This window comes from Pseudomonas moorei (assembly GCF_008801475.1).
Classification (GTDB): Bacteria; Pseudomonadota; Gammaproteobacteria; order Pseudomonadales; family Pseudomonadaceae; genus Aquipseudomonas; species Aquipseudomonas moorei.
Genome location: NZ_VZPP01000010.1, coordinates 133,433 through 150,955, shown reverse-complemented (window position 1 = coordinate 150,955; position 17,523 = coordinate 133,433). Strand labels below are relative to the sequence as shown.

Sequence of the window (17,523 nt, the reverse complement as noted above, 5' to 3'; positions counted from 1 at the left end):
TGTGTGGGAGCTTGCTCGCGATGGGGCCATCAGCCATTTCCCACACCCTCCAGCTTGTTTGCTCGGTCCATCAATCTTCTGACAACGTATCTCTGTCGAGGCGGCCTGCGCCCCGCTTTTCCTGCCCCCAATAACCGCAGAAACTCCTATCTCGCCTGACTCTTGTCGAACAATTTTCACCCGCAGCGATGAAATGCAGTTGACGGTTATTTTTTAAGTTGTACGATGACCTACAACTCGGCGAAAGCTGAACGGTTTTCCTCACACACAAACGTCGTTACCCAGGGTGTTCGAATAATGAATCCACAAGAACTGAAGTCCATCCTCTCCTCCGGCCTGTTGTCTTTCCCGGTCACCGATTTCAATGCTCAGGGCGACTTCCATCGCGCTGGCTACATCAAACGTCTTGAATGGCTGGCCCCATACGGCGCCTCGGCTCTGTTCGCCGCAGGCGGCACCGGTGAGTTCTTCTCTCTGGCGGCCAGCGAGTATTCGGAAATCATCAAGACGGCCGTCGACACCTGCGCCTCCAGCGTACCGATCCTGGCCGGTGTTGGCGGTTCGACCCGTCAAGCCATCGAATACGCACAAGAAGCCGAGCGCCTGGGTGCCAAAGGCTTGTTGCTGCTGCCGCACTACCTGACCGAAGCCAGCCAGGACGGTGTTGCCGCCCACGTTGAAGCCGTGTGTAAATCGGTCAACATCGGTGTCGTGGTTTACAACCGCAACGTTTGCCGCCTGAACGCGCCGCTGCTGGAACGTCTGGCCGAGCGCTGCCCGAACCTGATCGGCTACAAGGACGGCCTGGGTGATATCGAGTTGATGGTGTCGATCCGTCGCCGCCTCGGTGACCGTTTCAGCTACCTGGGCGGCTTGCCGACCGCCGAAGTCTACGCCGCTGCCTACAAGGCTTTGGGCGTGCCGGTCTACTCCTCGGCGGTATTCAACTTCATCCCGAAAACCGCGATGGACTTCTATCACGCGATCGCTCGTGACGATCACGCCACCGCTGGCAAGATCATCGACGACTTCTTCCTGCCGTACCTGGACATCCGTAACCGCAAGGCCGGTTACGCCGTGAGCATCGTCAAGGCCGGGGCAAAAATTGCCGGGTACGACGCAGGTCCGGTGCGTGCGCCGCTGACCGATCTGACGGGCGAAGAGTTCGAAATGCTCGCCGCGCTGATCGACAAGCAGGGCGCGCAGTAACACATCTGATTTAACGGGGCCGCTGAGCATTCAGCGGCCTTTTGCGTGAGATCTTTTTGTTTCGAGGGCAGTCCCGTGGCAAATGCAAAGCGTTTCGACAACTACATCAACGGCGAATGGGTCGCGGCCAGCGATTACTCGACCAACATCAACCCGTCCGAGCTGAGCGATGCCATCGGCGACTACGCCAAGGCTGACCTGGCCCAGGTCCATGCCGCCATCGATGCTGCCCGTGCCGCGTTCCCGTCGTGGTCCACTTCCGGCATTCAGGCGCGTCACGATTCCCTGGATAAAGTCGGCACGGAAATTCTCGCTCGTCGCGAAGAGCTCGGCACCCTGCTGGCTCGGGAAGAGGGCAAGACCCTGCCCGAAGCCATTGGCGAAGTGACCCGCGCCGGCAACATCTTCAAGTTCTTCGCCGGTGAATGCCTACGCCTGTCCGGCGACTACCTGCCGTCGGTGCGTCCGGGCGTCAACGTTGAAGTCACTTGCGAAGCATTGGGTGTGGTCGGCCTGATCACCCCGTGGAACTTCCCGATTGCCATTCCGTCGTGGAAAATCGCCCCGGCCCTGGCCTACGGCAACTGCGTTGTGCTCAAGCCTGCGGACCTGGTGCCCGGTTGCGCCTGGGCTCTGGCGGAAATCATCTCCCGCGCAGGCTTCCCCGCCGGCGTGTTCAACCTGGTGATGGGCAGCGGCCGCGTAGTGGGCGATGCACTGGTCCACAGCCCGAAAGTCGACGGCATCAGCTTCACCGGTTCCGTGGGTGTCGGTCGTCAGATCGCTGTCAGCTGCGTATCGCGCCAGGCCAAGGTCCAGCTGGAAATGGGCGGCAAGAACCCGCAGATCATTCTCGACGACGCCGACCTCAAGCAAGCGGTCGAGCTGTCGGTGCAGAGCGCGTTCTACTCCACCGGCCAGCGTTGCACTGCATCGAGCCGCTTCATCGTCACCGCCGGTATCCACGACAAGTTCGTCGAAGCCATGGCCGAGCGCATGAAGTCGATCAAGGTCGGCCACGCCTTGAAATCGGGAACCGACATTGGTCCGGTGGTTTCGCAAGCCCAGCTTGAACAGGACATGAAGTACATCGACATCGGCCAGTCCGAAGGTGCGCGTCTGGTCAGTGGCGGTGGTTTAGTGACCTGCGACACCGAGGGCTACTACCTCGCGCCAACCCTGTTTGCCGACAGCGAAGCCGCGATGCGCATCAGCCGTGAAGAAATCTTCGGCCCGGTGGCCAACGTGGTTCGCGTCGCTGATTATGAGGCGGCACTGGCCATGGCCAACGACACCGAATTCGGTCTGTCGGCGGGCATCGCCACCACTTCGTTGAAGTACGCCAACCACTTCAAGCGCCACTCCCAGGCCGGGATGGTGATGGTCAACCTGCCGACCGCTGGCGTGGATTACCACGTTCCGTTCGGTGGGCGTAAAGGTTCGTCCTATGGCTCGCGTGAGCAAGGGCGCTATGCGCAAGAGTTCTACACGGTCGTGAAGACCAGCTACATCGGCTCATAACGCAATACCCCTGTAGGAGCGAGCTTGCTCGCGATGGTCTCCAGGACGCGACGCACAACCTGATACCCCGCGTCATCGTTGACCACCATCGCGAGCAGGCACGTTCCTACAGGGACCGTACCCGTTTCACCCGCGCATAAAAATAATCAGTGGGAGTACATCTACATGCCATCGACCAAGCCGACTCACGTCCGCTATTTGATCTTGCTCATGCTGTTCCTGGTGACCACGATCAACTACGCCGACCGCGCTACCATCGCCATTGCCGGCTCCAGCCTGCAAAAAGACCTCGGCATCGACGCGGTCACCCTCGGCTATATCTTCTCTGCATTCGGTTGGGCCTACGTGGCCGGGCAAATTCCCGGTGGCTGGTTGCTGGACCGTTTCGGCTCGAAAAAAATCTATGCCTTGAGCATCTTCACCTGGTCGGTGTTCACCGTCCTGCAGGGCTATGTCGGTGAGTTCGGCATGTCCACGGCAATCGTGGCGCTGTTCATGCTGCGCTTCCTGGTGGGCTTGGCCGAAGCGCCATCCTTCCCTGGCAACGCTCGCATCGTGGCGGCCTGGTTCCCGACCGCTGAACGCGGTACGGCATCGGCGATCTTCAACTCCGCGCAATACTTCGCCACGGTGCTGTTCGCGCCGCTCATGGGCTGGATCGTCTACACCTTTGGCTGGCAGCACGTGTTTGTCGTGATGGGCAGCATCGGCATCGTGTTCTCGCTGATCTGGCTGAAAGTTATCCACAGCCCGCGCCAGCACCCGATGATCAACGACGCCGAGTTCAAGCACATTGCCGAGAACGGCGGCATGGTCGACATGGACCAGGACAAAGGCAAGGGCAAAAAGGTCGACGGGCCAAAGTGGGACTACATTCGCCAGTTGCTGACCAACCGCATGATGCTCGGTGTTTACCTCGGGCAATACTGCATCAACGGCATCACTTACTTCTTCCTGACCTGGTTCCCGGTGTACCTGGTGCAGGAGCGCGGCATGACCATCCTCAAGGCCGGTTTCATTGCTTCGTTGCCGGCGATCTGTGGCTTCATCGGTGGCGTGCTCGGCGGGGTGATTTCCGACTACCTGCTGCGCAAGGGCCACTCCCTGACGTTCGCCCGCAAGGCACCGATCATCGCCGGCCTGCTGGTTTCCAGCAGCATCGTGGCGTGTAACTACGTCGATATCGAATGGATGGTCGTAGGCTTCATGGCCCTGGCGTTCTTCGGCAAGGGTGTGGGCGCGCTGGGCTGGGCGGTGGTCTCCGATACTTCACCGAAACAGATCGCCGGTTTGAGCGGTGGCCTGTTCAACATGTTTGGCAACCTCGCCTCGATCACCACCCCGATCGTGATCGGTTACATCATCAGTTCGACCGGATCGTTCAAGTGGGCATTGGTGTTTGTCGGTTGCAACGCATTGGTCGCGGTGTTCAGCTATCTGGTCATCGTCGGTCCGATTAAACGCGTGGTGCTCAAAGAACCACCGATGGGCGGTCCTGAAATGAATAACAAATTGTCTCAAGCGCATTCCTGAGGAGCGGCGTCATGCAGTTGATTGAACATTCCGACTCGCCGCGCTACATCCGCCTGCACGAGCGGGACAACGTAGTGATCGTGGTCAACGATCAGGGCGTGCCGGCCGGCACCGAGTTTGCCGATGGCCTGGTCACCGTGGATTTCGTGCCACAGAGCCACAAAGTCACCCTGGTAGACATACCCGAGGGTGGCCAGGTGATTCGTTACGGCCAGACCATTGGCTACGCCTTGCAGCCGATCCCGCGCGGCAGCTGGGTCAAGGAAGACCAACTGCGCATGCCCACCGCGCCGCCGCTGGACAGCCTGCCGCTGTCCACCGAAGTGCCGGCCGCGCAAGCGCCGCTGGAGGGGTTTACCTTCGAGGGTTATCGCAACGCCGACGGTACGGTTGGCACGCGTAACATTCTCGGCATCACGACCACGGTGCAGTGTGTCACCGGCGTGCTGGACCATGCGGTCAAGCGCATCAAGGACGAACTGCTGCCCAAGTACCCGAACGTCGATGACGTGGTGGCGCTGACTCACAGTTACGGCTGTGGCGTGGCAATCACCGCCACCGACGCCTACATCCCGATTCGCACCGTGCGCAATCTGGCGCGCAACCCGAACCTGGGTGGCGAGGCGTTGGTGATAAGCCTGGGCTGCGAGAAGTTGCAGGCCGGGCAGGTGATGCACGAGAACGACAGTTCGGTGGATTTGAGCGAGCCCTGGTTGTATCGCCTGCAGGACTCCAGCCACGGTTTTACCGAGATGATCGAGCAGATCATGGCGCTGGCCGAAACCCGTTTGAAGAAGCTCGATCAGCGCCGTCGGGAAACCGTGCCGGCGTCCGAGCTGATCCTGGGCATGCAATGCGGCGGCAGTGATGCGTTCTCCGGGATCACCGCTAACCCGGCCCTGGGCTACGCCTCGGACTTGCTGCTGCGTGCGGGGGCGACGGTGATGTTCTCCGAAGTCACCGAAGTGCGCGATGCGATCTACTTGCTGACCTCGCGTGCTCAAACCAGGGAAGTCGCTCAGGAACTGGTTCGGGAAATGGACTGGTATGACCGTTACCTGGCCAAGGGGGAAGCGGATCGCAGCGCCAACACCACGCCGGGCAACAAGAAGGGCGGGTTGTCGAACATTGTCGAGAAATCCCTGGGCTCGATCGTCAAGTCTGGCAGCAGCGCCATTACCGGCGTGCTCGGCCCAGGCGAGCGCTTCAAGGACAAAGGCCTGATCTTCTGCGCAACGCCAGCCAGCGACTTTGTCTGCGGGACGTTGCAGCTGGCGGCGGGGATGAACCTGCACGTGTTCACCACCGGTCGTGGCACACCCTATGGATTGGCCATGGCACCCGTGGTGAAGGTATCGACCCGGACTGAACTGGCGCAGCGTTGGCCAGACCTGATCGACATCGACGCCGGGCGAATCGCCACCGGACGCGCCTCCATCGAAGAGCTGGGCTGGGAGTTGTTCCACTACTACCTGGACGTGGCCAGTGGCAAGAAGCAGACGTGGGCCGAAAAGCACAAGCTGCATAACGACATCACCTTGTTCAATCCGGCGCCGATTACCTGAGATCGCGTTGCCTGCATCGCTGGCAAGCCAGCTCCCACAGGAATCTTCTGCGTTGCATAAGACGTATGAACACCGAGGAGCCTGTGGGAACTGGCTTGCCAGCGATAGCGTTCTACCAGACGCCGAGGGACTTGCTGGCTTATCATTAGCCCCCTAACGACGCCCACCTCAAGGTCCACTCCGGCATGCTGGCCATTTTCCTCGAAACCCTGAATATCACCGCCCCGGTGTTCGCCATGCTGTTTCTGGGGGTGCTGCTCAAGCGCATCAATTGGATCAACGATAACTTCATCCACACTGCGTCGGCGCTGGTGTTCAACGTCAGCATGCCGGCGTTGCTGTTTCTCGGCATCCTGCATGCCGACCTGCACGCCGCGCTGCAGCCGGCGCTGCTCATCTACTTCTCCCTCGCCACCCTGGTGGGCTTTGCCATCGCCTGGGGCTGGGCGATATTCAAGTGCCCGCGCGAAGACCGCGGGATCTACACCCAGGGTGCTTTTCGCGGTAACAACGGGGTCATTGGCCTGGCGCTGGCGGCGAGCATGTACGGCGATTACGGCATTTCCCTGGGGGCGATTCTCGCGGCGCTGGTGATCCTGTTCTACAACACGCTGTCGACCATCGTGCTGGCTGTCTATAGCCCGGTGATCAAGTCCGATCCGTGGAGCATTTGCAAAAGCGTGTTCAGCAATCCGCTGATCATCAGCGTGATCTCGGCGGCACCTTTTGCCTACTTCAAGATCGGTTTGCCGGGATGGCTGGAAACCTCCGGTCAATACCTGGCGCAGACCACCCTGCCGTTGGCGTTGATCTGCATTGGCGGCACGCTGTCGCTGGCGGCAATGCGCAAGAGCGGTTCGATGGCGCTGAGTTCAAGCCTGGTGAAGATGCTCGGCCTGCCGATACTGGCAACGCTCGGCGCGTGGCTCTGGGGCTTTCGTGGTGCGGAGCTGGGGATTCTGTTCCTGTACTTCGGCAGCCCGACGGCGGCGGCCAGTTTTGTCATGGCCCGTGCGGCCAATGGCAATCATGAACTGGCGGCGGCGATCATCGTCATCACCACGCTGATGGCGGCGGTCACCACCAACATCGGGATCTTTTTGTTGCAGTGGGGTGGGTGGATCTAGTCGCTGAAGAGGCAGTGCTCTTCAGGGGCTCATCGCGAGCATGCTCCCACATTTGGAATGCATCCCCCTGTGGGAGCGGGCCTGCTCGCGATAACGGTCGATCAATCACCGCATTGTTCGCGGTTTCATTCCGGCTTCTGGTAGGTATCAATCACTTCCTGCGCCGCCCGGAACGCATCGATCGCCGCCGGCACGCCGGCATACACCGCGCAATGCAGCAGCGCTTCGCGAATTTCTTCCACGGTGCAGCCGTTGTTCAGCGCACCGCGCACATGGCCTTTCAATTCCTGCGGGCACTTCAGTGCAGTCAGGGCGGCGAGGGTAATCAGGCTGCGGGTTTTAAGCGGCAAGCCTTCGCGGCTCCAGACACTACCCCAGGCGTGTTCGTTGACGAAATCCTGCAGCGGCTGGGTGAACTCGGTGGCATTGCCCAGCGCGCGGTCGACGAAGGCGTCGCCCATCACTTGGCGGCGTACTTCAACGCCGGTCTTTTTATTCTCGGTCATGGCAATTCCCTCTTGTGGTGTTGGCGACGCCAGGCGCGCAGCGACGTGAACAGCAAAAACGCCACCAGCGCCGGCAGGACGAAAAACAGCATCAGGTGTTCAAGCTTGCCCGCCAATGGCATGCCCGTGGTGAACGACACTACGTGCAGCCCGTAAGCCAGGTACAAACCCAAAAACAGCAGGCCTTCGGCGCGGGTCACCCGGTAGCCGGAATAGAACACCGGCAGACACAGCGCGGCGACGCCGAGCATCACCGGCAAGTCAAAATCCAGGGCATTGGGCGATACCGACAGCGGTGTCGGCGCAATCAACGCCGTAAAGCCCAGGACGCCCAACAGGTTGAACAGGTTGCTGCCAATGACGTTGCCCACGGCAATTTCCCGTTCACCCCGCAACGCGGCGATCAGCGAGGTGGCGAGCTCCGGCAGGGACGTGCTGATGGCGACGATGGTCAGGCCGATGATCCGCTCCGACAGTCCCAGATCTGTGGCGACCGCTACGGCTGCGCCCAAGAGCAAATGACCGGCGTAGATCAGCATCACCAGACCGCCACCGATCATCAGCAGGCTTTTCAACCATGGCGCTTGGCCAGGGTGCTCATGAGTCGAATGCGGACGCGCCGAGTGCTTCGACTGACGCAGCAACAGGCCCAGGTACAGCAGCAAGGCTGTCAGCAGGATGATGCCATCGGCGCGGGTCAGCTCTTCATTCCAGGCCAGTACGAACACCAGCAGGCTGGCGCCGATCATCAGCGGAATATCCAGGCGCACCAGTTGCCGTGAGACCCGCAGGGGGATGATCAGCGCCGACAGGCCGAGGGTTACGAGGATATTGAAAATGCTGCTGCCGATCACGCTGCCGACGGCGATGTCGGCGTTATGCGCCAGGGTGGCTTGCAGGCTGATGGCCATCTGCGGTGCGCTGCTGCCAAGGGCGACGATGGTCAGGCCGATGATCAGCGGTCGCACATGCAGGCCCGCAGCCAGGCGCACGGCGGCACGTACCATCAGTTCGGCGCCGGCAATCAATAGCACCAGCCCGCTGAGCAATTCGATCACGCTGATCAGGGGTAAATCGGCTAATCCGAAGATGGTCAGCGCTCCGTTTGTCAGTCGTCGAGGGCTTGCACGCGAACCCGTGCGGTGCCGCTCTTGAGCATGCCCAGGCGTTCGGCGGCCTCGTGGGACAGGTCAATCAGGCGCCCACGGGTATGCGGCCCGCGATCGTTGATGCGGACCACGCAGGATTTGTCGTTATTCAGGTTGGTGACCTTCACCCGCGTGCCGAACGGCAGTTGGCGATGGGCGGCGGTCAGGGAGTTCTTGTCGAAACGCTCGCCGCTGGCGGTGCGTTTACCCTGGTGTTTGGCGCCGTAGTACGAGGCCATGCCGGTCTTATCGTAGCCGTGTGGGTCGACGATATCGTTGCTGGCGCAGCCGGCGAGGAGGGAAAGGAGGGCGCAGGCGCCGAGCAAACGTTTCATTTCAAAGGTTTCCCGAAACAACTGTAGGAGCGAGCCAGCTCGCGATGGAGGGTCAGCTACATCGGGGCCAACTGACATTCCATCGCGAGCAGGCTCGCTCCTACCAGGTTTTGAGCCAGGTTTAAAAACTGGCTCCATTTCTATCAGCCTTCGAGCTTGCTTTTCAGCAATTCGTTCACCTGTTGCGGGTTGGCCTTGCCTTTGGAGGCTTTCATGGCCTGGCCGACGAAGAAGCCGAACATCTTGCCGCGCTTGGCCTCGTCTGCCGCACGGTACTGCTCGACCTGTTCAGCGTTGGCCGCGAGCATTTCGTCGAGCACTGCCGAGATGGCGCCAGTGTCGGTCACTTGCTTCAGACCGCGCTTGTCGATGATCTCGTCCGCGCTGCCTTCGCCGTTGGCCATGGCTTCAAACACCACCTTGGCGATCTTGCCCGAGATGGTGTTGTCCTTGATCCGCAGCAGCATGCCGCCCAGTTGTTCGGCGGAAACCGGTGACGCTTCGATGTCCAGGCCTTGTTTGTTGAGCAGGCTGCCCAATTCGACCATCACCCAGTTGGCGGCCAGCTTGGCGTCGCCGCTGATGCTTGCGACTTGCTCGAAGTAGTCCGCCTGCTCGCGGCTGGTGGCCAGCACGTTGGCGTCGTATACCGACAGACCGAACTGCTCCTGGAAACGCTCGCGTTTCTGCGGGGGCAATTCCGGCAGGGTGGCGCGCACGTCGTCGAGGAACGCGTTTTCAATCACGACCGGCAGCAGGTCCGGATCGGGGAAGTAACGGTAGTCGTTGGCTTCCTCTTTGCTGCGCATCGGACGGGTCTCGTCCTTGTTCGGATCGTACAGGCGGGTTTGCTGGATCACTTTGCCGCCGTCTTCGATCAATTCGATCTGGCGCTGGATTTCGCTGTTGATCGCCTTCTCGATGAAGCGGAACGAGTTGACGTTCTTGATCTCGCAGCGAGTACCGAACTCGACCTGGCCTTTCGGACGGATCGACACGTTGCAGTCGCAACGCAGCGAGCCCTCGGCCATGTTGCCGTCGCAGATGCCCAGGTAACGCACCAGTGCGTGGATCGCCTTGACGTAGGCCACGGCTTCCTTGGCGCTGCGCATGTCCGGCTCGGAAACGATTTCCAGCAGCGGCGTGCCGGCACGGTTCAGGTCGATGCCGGTGGCACCGTTGAACTCTTCGTGCAGGCTCTTGCCGGCGTCTTCTTCCAGGTGCGCGCGGGTGATGCCGACACGTTTGACCGTGCCGTCTTCCAGGGCGATGTCCAGGTGGCCCTTGCCGACGATCGGCAGCTCCATCTGGCTGATCTGATAGCCCTTGGGCAGGTCCGGGTAGAAGTAGTTCTTGCGGGCGAACACGTTGTGCTGGCCGATCTCGGCGTCAATCGCCAGACCGAACATCACCGCCATGCGCACCGCTTCCTGGTTCAGCACCGGCAGTACGCCGGGCATGCCCAGGTCGATCAGGCTGGCCTGGGTGTTCGGCTCGGAGCCGAACGTGGTGGAACTACCGGAAAAGATTTTCGACCGGGTGGTGAGCTGGGTATGAATCTCCAGCCCGATCACGACTTCCCATTGCATGTGTGTCTCCTCAGAAGCCGGTTGGGGTGCGGGTGTGCCAGTCAGTGTGTAGCTGATACTGGTGGGCAACGTTCAACAGGCGACCTTCCTGGAAGTACGGAGCGAGCAATTGCACGCCGACCGGCAGGCCATCGACAAAACCGGCAGGCATGGACAAGCCCGGCAGGCCAGCGAGGTTGGCGGTGATGGTGTAGACGTCTTCCAGGTACGCAGCGACCGGGTCGCTGTTCTTGGCGCCAAGCTTCCAGGCCGGGTTCGGCGTGGTTGGGCCGAGGATGATGTCGACCTCGTTGAAGGCCGCCATGAAGTCGTTCTTGATCAAGCGACGGATCTTCTGCGCCTTCAAGTAATAGGCGTCGTAGTAACCGGCCGACAGTGCGTAGGCGCCGACCATGATCCGGCGCTGCACTTCCGGACCGAAGCCTTCGCCACGGGAGCGTTTGTACAGGTCCATCAGGTTGACCGGGTTTTCACAGCGGTAGCCGAAGCGCACGCCGTCGAAACGCGACAGGTTGGAAGAAGCTTCCGCCGGGGCGATCACATAGTACGCAGGGATCGCGTGCTGCATGTTCGGCAGGCTGATTTCCTTGACCACGGCACCGAGCTTTTCCAGCTCCTTGACGCTGTTGTGGATCAGGTCGGCAATGCGTGGGTCGAGACCGGCGCCGAAATACTCTTTAGGCACGCCAATGCGCAGGCCTTGCAGCGAGCCGTTGAGGCTGGCGCTGTAGTCCGGCACGGGCTCGTCGATGCTGGTGGAGTCGTTCGGGTCGAAACCGGCCATGCCTTGCAGCAAAATTGCGCAGTCTTCAGCAGTGCGCGCCAACGGGCCACCCTGATCGAGGCTCGAGGCGTAGGCGATCATGCCCCAGCGCGAAACGCGACCGTACGTCGGTTTCAGACCGGTAAGGTTGGTCAATGCGGCGGGCTGACGAATGGAACCGCCGGTGTCGGTGCCGGTGGCTGCCGGCAACAGACGAGCGGCAACGGCCGCGGCCGAACCGCCGGACGAGCCGCCAGGCACGTATTCGAGGTTCCACGGGTTTTTCACGGCGCCGTAGTAGCTCGACTCGTTGGCCGAACCCATGGCGAATTCGTCCATGTTGGTCTTGCCCAGGGTCACGGCCCCGGCGGCGGCCAGCTTGGCGACGACGGTGGCGTCGTACGGTGCTTTAAAGTTGTCGAGCATCTTCGAGCCGCAGCTGGTGCGGATGCCCTGGGTGCAGAACAGGTCTTTGTGAGCGATCGGCGCGCCGAGCAGGGCACCGCTCTCACCATTGGCCCGGCGGGCGTCAGCGGCTTTCGCCTGCGTGAGCGCCAGGTCCTCGGTGAGGCTGATGAAACTGTTGAGCTGTGGATCGAGCTGGGCGATGCGCGCCAGCAGGACTTTGGTCAGCTCTTCGGAAGAAAACTTTTTATCGGCGAGTCCGCGGGCGATCTCGGCCAGAGTCAATTGATGCATTGCAGGCTCTTTCCCTTTAGTCGATGACTTTCGGAACCAGGTACAGGCCGTTTTCGACCGCTGGTGCGATGGACTGGTAAGCCTCGCGATGGTTGGTCTCGGTCACGACGTCTGCACGCAGGCGCTGGCTGGCTTCCAGTGGGTGGGCGAGCGGTTCGATACCGTCGGTATTGACCGCCTGCATTTCGTCGACCAGCCCGAGAATACTGTTGAGGGCCGAAGTGATGTGTGGAAGATCGGCTTCATTGAGGCCCAGACAGGCCAGATGAGCGATTTTTTCCACGTCGGAGCGTTCAAGCGCCATTGGGATTCTCCAGTGGAAAACAGAACGGACGGCGTCCGTGTGTTAGATTGTCGGAACACTACCGCACTTCTACGGTCATAAGGCCGCGATTGTGGGGCTTGGTGCACAGAAAAGCGGCCAATTTAACATATTGGCGCCTTGCCCAAAATCCCTGTCGTTGTTAGAGTTTGCCGCACTTTTTTACCCACGCGTTGCCTAGGGTCCCTTTCCCATGTTCAAGAAACTGCGTGGCATGTTTTCCAGCGATCTTTCCATTGACCTGGGCACTGCCAACACCCTTATTTACGTGCGCGAGCGCGGTATCGTCCTGAATGAGCCCTCCGTTGTGGCTATTCGGACACACGGTAACCAGAAAAGTGTCGTTGCTGTCGGCACCGAAGCGAAGCGCATGTTGGGCCGTACGCCGGGCAACATTGCTGCCATTCGTCCGATGAAAGACGGCGTGATCGCCGACTTCAGCGTGTGCGAAAAGATGCTGCAGTACTTCATCAACAAGGTTCACGAAAACAGCTTCCTGCAGCCCAGCCCTCGTGTTTTGATCTGCGTTCCGTGCAAATCCACCCAGGTTGAGCGTCGTGCCATCCGTGAATCGGCCCTCGGTGCCGGTGCCCGTGAAGTGTTCCTGATCGAAGAGCCAATGGCCGCTGCGATCGGTGCCGGCCTGCCGGTTGAAGAAGCTCGCGGTTCGATGGTCGTGGATATCGGTGGTGGTACCACTGAAATCGCCCTGATCTCCCTGAACGGTGTGGTGTATGCCGAATCCGTGCGTGTGGGCGGCGACCGCTTCGACGAAGCGATCATCACTTACGTGCGTCGCAACTACGGCAGCCTGATCGGTGAATCGACTGCCGAGCGCATCAAGCAGGAAATCGGTACGGCCTACCCGGGCGGCGAAGTGCGTGAAGTCGACGTACGTGGCCGTAACCTGGCTGAAGGCGTTCCACGTGCGTTCACCCTGAACTCCAACGAAGTGCTGGAAGCTCTGCAAGAGTCCCTGGCCACCATCGTTCAGGCCGTGAAGAGCGCGCTGGAGCAATCGCCTCCGGAACTGGCTTCCGACATCGCCGAGCGTGGCCTGGTCCTGACCGGTGGTGGCGCCTTGCTGCGTGACCTCGACAAGTTGCTGGCCCAGGAAACCGGTCTGCCGGTGATCGTCGCCGAAGACCCGCTGACCTGCGTTGCTCGCGGCGGTGGCCGTGCCCTGGAAATGATGGATAAACACACCATGGACCTGCTCTCCAGCGAATAAGTCGCCGGATTGCCTCTATGCTGTTGAGCGCGCAGGCGGCACTTTGCAGTGCTGCCTGTTCGCGTTTATCTTCTGTCGTCTGCATCCAGGCCGGTTTGATGCCGTATGAGTAAAGAGAACATTTGCCTGGGAGGAGCGGCTTATTAAACCGCTTTTCTCCAAAGGTCCCTCACTGGGCGTGCGCGTGTTGGTGCTGGTCGTGCTTTCGATCGCGCTGATGGTGGTCGATGCCCGCTTCACACTGCTCAAGCCAGTGCGTAGCCAGATGTCGCTGGTGTTGATGCAGTCCTACTGGATCACCGACCTGCCGCAGCGGCTATGGCAAGGCGTGGCCAGCCAGTTTGGCAGCCGGACCGAACTCGTCGCCGAAAACGAAAAACTCAAGACCGAGAACCTGCTATTGCAGGGGCGCATGCAAAAGCTTGCCGCCCTGACCGAGCAGAACGTTCGGCTGCGCGAGTTGCTCAACTCTTCGGCGCTGGTGAACGAGAAGGTCGAGGTGGCCGAGCTGATCGGCATGGACCCCAATCCCTTTACCCATCGGATCATCATCAACAAGGGCGAGCGTGACGGCGTCGTCCTCGGCCAGCCGGTGCTCGATGCCCGCGGCCTGATGGGGCAAGTGGTCGAGTTGATGCCGTACACCTCCCGCGTCCTGTTGCTGACCGATTCCACCCACAGCATTCCGGTGCAGGTCAACCGCAACGGCCTGCGGGCGATCGCCAGCGGCACGGGCAATCCGGAGCGCCTGGAGCTGCGTCATGTGGCTGATACCGCTGACATCAAGGAAGGTGATCTGCTGGTCAGCTCCGGCCTTGGCCAGCGCTTCCCGGCCGGTTACCCGGTCGCAACGGTCAAGGAAGTGATTCACGACTCCGGCCAGCCGTTCGCCATTGTTCGCGCCGTGCCGACGGCTGCGCTGAACCGCAGCCGTTACCTGCTGCTGGTGTTCAGCGACACCCGTACCCCGGAAGAGCGTGCCAACGACGCTGCCCAGGCGCAGGAATCCCTGGATGCGCAGGGCGGTGGGCCGATCATTCCGGCGACCGTGCCCAAACCGGCCATCGTTCCGGCTCCGGCTGCCCCGGCGACCCCGGCAGCGCCAGCCACCGCGCCGGCGGCCACAGCCCCGGCCAAACCTGGGGTTAAACATCCGAAGCCGTCCGCGACGGCACCGGCGCCATCCAAGCCGCCGACGGCTCAACCCGCCGTGGTGAAGCCTGCGGCCAAACCGGCTGTCTCCGCGCCGGCTACCCCTGGGGGACGAGAATAATGGCTGGTGTCAAAGCCTCCCGAAACGGCTGGATCGTCTGGCTGACCTTCGCCATCGGCTTGCTGCTCAGTGTATCGCCGTTGCCGCAATTCATGGAAATCCTCCGTCCTCTTTGGCTGGCCTTGCTGCTGGCGTTCTGGGCATTGACCCTGCCGCAGAAAGTCGGGATGGTCACCGCGTGGTGCCTGGGCCTGACCGAGGATGTGCTCTATGGCACGCTACTGGGGCAGAATGCCTTGATCCTGACGTTAATCACCTACCTGGTGCTGGCGCTGCAACAACGCTTGCGGATGTTCCCGATGTGGCAACAAAGCCTGGTTATCCTGGTGATCTTCGGTCTCGCACAGCTGGTTCAGCTATGGCTCAGTGCCCTGACCGGCAATCGTCAACCCACGCTGGCACTGGTGTTGCCGGCACTGGTCAGCGCCTTGCTCTGGCCTTGGGTCAGCTACGGTTTGCGCGGATTGCGTCGACGCTACAAAATCAACTGATTCGGTCAGGCATTTGCCCACACCATGACAAGGGAGATGTCTTGATGAAGCCGCTGTACCTCGCCTCTGGCTCACCGCGTCGACGTGAACTGCTTACGCAGATCGGCGTACCCTTTTCCGCCGTCAGTGCGGACATCGACGAAACGCCATTACCCCACGAATCCCCATCGGCCTATGTCGAGCGCCTGGCGCGCGGCAAGGCTGCGGCCGGGCGCGCTGTCGTGCGGTCCGACCTTCCGTTCTGCGTACTAGGGGCCGATACCGCCGTGGTGCTGGACGGGAAAATTCTTGGCAAGCCGGTTGATGAAGCTGACGCTTGCGCCATGCTAATGATGTTGTCCGGGTGTGAGCATGAAGTCCTGACGGCGATCGCTTTGCTCGACGGTGAGCGTTGCGAGTCACGGGTGGTGCGTAGCGTGGTGCGCTTTCGTCTGATAGGCAGCGATGAAGCGGCGGCCTACTGGGCCAGCGGCGAGCCGAGGGACAAGGCCGGTGGTTATGGAATACAAGGACTGGGTGCGGTGTTTGTCGCCGGGCTCAATGGAAGTTACTCAGCGGTGGTTGGCTTGCCGCTGTGCGAAACCGCAGAACTGCTGGGCCATTTCGGCATACCCTGTTGGCAAACCTATAACGCGCGTTGAGCGTCGTACTGACCAGATGTGGCCATTACCGTGAACATGCCTGAACGAGACCCTGCCATGAGTGAAGAGATCCTGATCAACATCACGCCGATGGAATCGCGCGTGGCGGTGGTTGAAAACGGTGTCCTGCAAGAGGTCCACGTCGAACGTACGCAAAAGCGCGGCATCGTTGGCAATATCTATAAAGGCAAGGTCGTGCGGGTATTACCCGGTATGCAGGCCGCTTTCGTCGACATTGGCCTGGATCGTGCCGCATTCATTCATGCTTCGGAAATTTCCCTGCGCGAAGGCCCGGCGGTCGAGAGTATCAGCGCCCTGGTTCATGAAGGCCAGAGCCTGGTGGTGCAAGTCACCAAGGACCCGATCGGCTCCAAAGGCGCGCGATTGACCACCCAGCTGTCGATTCCTTCGCGCTATCTGGTCTACATGCCGCGCACGGCTCATGTCGGCATTTCACTGAAAATCGAAGATGAAGCCGAGCGTGAGCGTCTCAAGCAGGTGGTCTCCGATTGCGTCGCCAAAGAAGGCATCAAGGAGGCGGGCGGTTTCATCCTGCGTACCGCGGCGGAAGGCGCTGGTGCCGATGAAATCCTCATGGACATCCGCTACCTACGCCGACTCTGGGATCAGATCAATGCGCAGATCAAAACCATCAGCGCACCGAGTGTGATTTACGAAGATCTTGGTCTCGCGCTGCGTACCTTGCGTGACCTGGTGAGCCCGAAGATCGAAAAAATTCGCATCGACTCCCGGGAAACCTTCCAGAAAACCATGCAGTTCGTCGCCGAACTGATGCCGGAGATTGCCGATCGTCTGGAACATTATCCCGGCGAGCGGCCGATTTTTGACCTGTACGGCGTCGAAGACGAAATCCAGAAAGCACTGGAACGCAAAGTCCCGCTGAAGTCTGGTGGTTATCTGGTGGTCGACCCGGCGGAAGCCATGAGCACCATCGACGTCAACACCGGGGCGTTCGTCGGTCATCGCAATCTGGAAGAAACCATCTTCAAGACCAATCTCGAGGCCGCGACCGCGATTGCTCGGCAATTGCGCCTGCGTAATCTGGGCGGGATCATCATCATTGACTTCATCGACATGGAAGATGAAGAGCACCAGCGTCAAGTGCTGCGCACGCTCGAGAAACAATTGGAGCGTGACCACGCCAAGACCAACATCATCGGTATCACCGAGTTGGGCCTGGTGCAGATGACCCGTAAACGCACCCGTGAAAGCCTCGAACAAGTCCTGTGCGAGCCGTGCAGCAGTTGCCAGGGCCGCGGCAAGTTGAAGACCCCGGAAACCGTTTGCTACGAAATCTTCCGGGAAATTCTCCGAGAGGCTCGCGCCTATCAGGCGGAAGGCTATCGTGTATTGGCGAACCAGAAAGTTGTCGATCGTCTGCTCGATGAGGAGTCAGGCAATGTCGCCGAGCTTGAAGGGTTTATCGGCCGCACGATTCGGTTCCAGGTGGAAACCATGTATTCCCAGGAACAATACGACGTGGTGCTGCTCTGAACTGCTGTGTTTTAACTTTTCCTGAACGGCTGGCCTCAGCTTTTTGCAAAACTTT

At 60.5% G+C, this 17,523-nt stretch carries 16 protein-coding genes; 10 read left to right on the top strand and 6 right to left on the bottom strand.

The annotated features are described in order from the left end of the window. Positions 1-297: 297 nt before the first annotated feature. The 5 genes from kdgD (at position 298) to F7R06_RS20290 (ending at position 6,955) form a co-directional block, all read left to right on the top strand. Complete coding sequence (gene kdgD / locus F7R06_RS20310) at positions 298-1,209, top strand: 5-dehydro-4-deoxyglucarate dehydratase (RefSeq protein ID WP_090316050.1); 912 nt, start codon at positions 298-300, stop codon at positions 1,207-1,209. Positions 1,210-1,284: 75 nt separating this feature from the next. Then, positions 1,285-2,730 (top strand): aldehyde dehydrogenase family protein, encoded by a 1,446-nt coding sequence (locus F7R06_RS20305; protein WP_090316051.1) that lies wholly within the window; start codon positions 1,285-1,287, stop codon positions 2,728-2,730. Positions 2,731-2,895: 165 nt separating this feature from the next. Next, entirely contained in the window at positions 2,896-4,263 is a 1,368-nt protein-coding gene (locus F7R06_RS20300) for an MFS transporter (protein WP_090316052.1), read from the top strand. Positions 4,264-4,274: 11 nt separating this feature from the next. Next, the gene (garD, locus tag F7R06_RS20295; RefSeq protein ID WP_090316055.1) at positions 4,275-5,828 is read left to right on the top strand and encodes a galactarate dehydratase; all 1,554 of its coding nucleotides are present in this window, start codon (positions 4,275-4,277) and stop codon (positions 5,826-5,828) included. 185 nt (positions 5,829-6,013) lie between these two features. Then, positions 6,014-6,955, top strand: a complete 942-nt coding sequence (locus F7R06_RS20290) for an AEC family transporter (RefSeq protein WP_090316058.1) — start codon at positions 6,014-6,016, stop codon at positions 6,953-6,955. A 125-nt stretch (positions 6,956-7,080) separates the two neighbouring features. Here the strand turns inward: F7R06_RS20290 and F7R06_RS20285 are convergent, their stop codons facing one another. The 6 genes from F7R06_RS20285 to gatC all read right to left on the bottom strand — a co-directional run bounded on the left by F7R06_RS20285 (position 7,081) and on the right by gatC (position 12,299). Then, on the bottom strand, positions 7,081-7,461 hold the full coding sequence (locus tag F7R06_RS20285) for a carboxymuconolactone decarboxylase family protein (protein ID WP_047537646.1): 381 nt from the start codon (positions 7,459-7,461) through the stop codon (positions 7,081-7,083). Further along, complete coding sequence (locus F7R06_RS20280) at positions 7,458-8,519, bottom strand: calcium/sodium antiporter (RefSeq protein ID WP_090316061.1); 1,062 nt, start codon at positions 8,517-8,519, stop codon at positions 7,458-7,460. The genes F7R06_RS20285 and F7R06_RS20280 overlap by 4 nt, the downstream gene beginning before the upstream one ends. Positions 8,520-8,569: 50 nt before the next feature. Continuing rightward, positions 8,570-8,944: a septal ring lytic transglycosylase RlpA family protein gene (locus tag F7R06_RS20275; protein WP_090316063.1), complete on the bottom strand. Its 375-nt coding sequence runs from the start codon at positions 8,942-8,944 to the stop codon at positions 8,570-8,572. A gap of 143 nt (positions 8,945-9,087) precedes the next feature. Then, on the bottom strand, positions 9,088-10,533 hold the full coding sequence (gene gatB, locus F7R06_RS20270; protein WP_090316065.1) for an Asp-tRNA(Asn)/Glu-tRNA(Gln) amidotransferase subunit GatB: 1,446 nt from the start codon (positions 10,531-10,533) through the stop codon (positions 9,088-9,090). Between the two features lie 10 nt (positions 10,534-10,543). Continuing rightward, positions 10,544-11,995, bottom strand: coding sequence for an Asp-tRNA(Asn)/Glu-tRNA(Gln) amidotransferase subunit GatA (gene gatA / locus F7R06_RS20265; RefSeq protein WP_090316068.1), 1,452 nt, complete (start codon positions 11,993-11,995; stop codon positions 10,544-10,546). A 16-nt stretch (positions 11,996-12,011) separates the two neighbouring features. Then, entirely contained in the window at positions 12,012-12,299 is a 288-nt protein-coding gene (gene gatC, locus F7R06_RS20260) for an Asp-tRNA(Asn)/Glu-tRNA(Gln) amidotransferase subunit GatC (RefSeq protein ID WP_047537661.1), read from the bottom strand. Positions 12,300-12,510: 211 nt separating this feature from the next. Between gatC and mreB the strand changes: the two genes are divergently transcribed. The 5 genes from mreB (at position 12,511) to rng (ending at position 17,468) form a co-directional block, all read left to right on the top strand. Continuing rightward, positions 12,511-13,548, top strand: a complete 1,038-nt coding sequence (gene mreB, locus F7R06_RS20255) for a rod shape-determining protein MreB (protein WP_002555108.1) — start codon at positions 12,511-12,513, stop codon at positions 13,546-13,548. A gap of 142 nt (positions 13,549-13,690) precedes the next feature. Then, the gene (gene mreC, locus F7R06_RS20250; RefSeq protein ID WP_090316069.1) at positions 13,691-14,821 is read left to right on the top strand and encodes a rod shape-determining protein MreC; all 1,131 of its coding nucleotides are present in this window, start codon (positions 13,691-13,693) and stop codon (positions 14,819-14,821) included. Next, positions 14,821-15,312 carry a rod shape-determining protein MreD gene (gene mreD, locus F7R06_RS20245; RefSeq protein WP_090316072.1) on the top strand — a complete coding sequence of 164 codons (492 nt, stop codon included), beginning with the start codon at positions 14,821-14,823 and terminating at the stop codon, positions 15,310-15,312. Before mreC ends, mreD begins: the two co-directional genes overlap by 1 nt. A gap of 44 nt (positions 15,313-15,356) precedes the next feature. Continuing rightward, the gene (locus tag F7R06_RS20240; protein WP_090316075.1) at positions 15,357-15,953 is read left to right on the top strand and encodes a Maf family protein; all 597 of its coding nucleotides are present in this window, start codon (positions 15,357-15,359) and stop codon (positions 15,951-15,953) included. 57 nt (positions 15,954-16,010) lie between these two features. Continuing rightward, positions 16,011-17,468 (top strand): ribonuclease G, encoded by a 1,458-nt coding sequence (gene rng, locus F7R06_RS20235; protein WP_090316078.1) that lies wholly within the window; start codon positions 16,011-16,013, stop codon positions 17,466-17,468. Positions 17,469-17,523 lie beyond the last annotated feature (55 nt).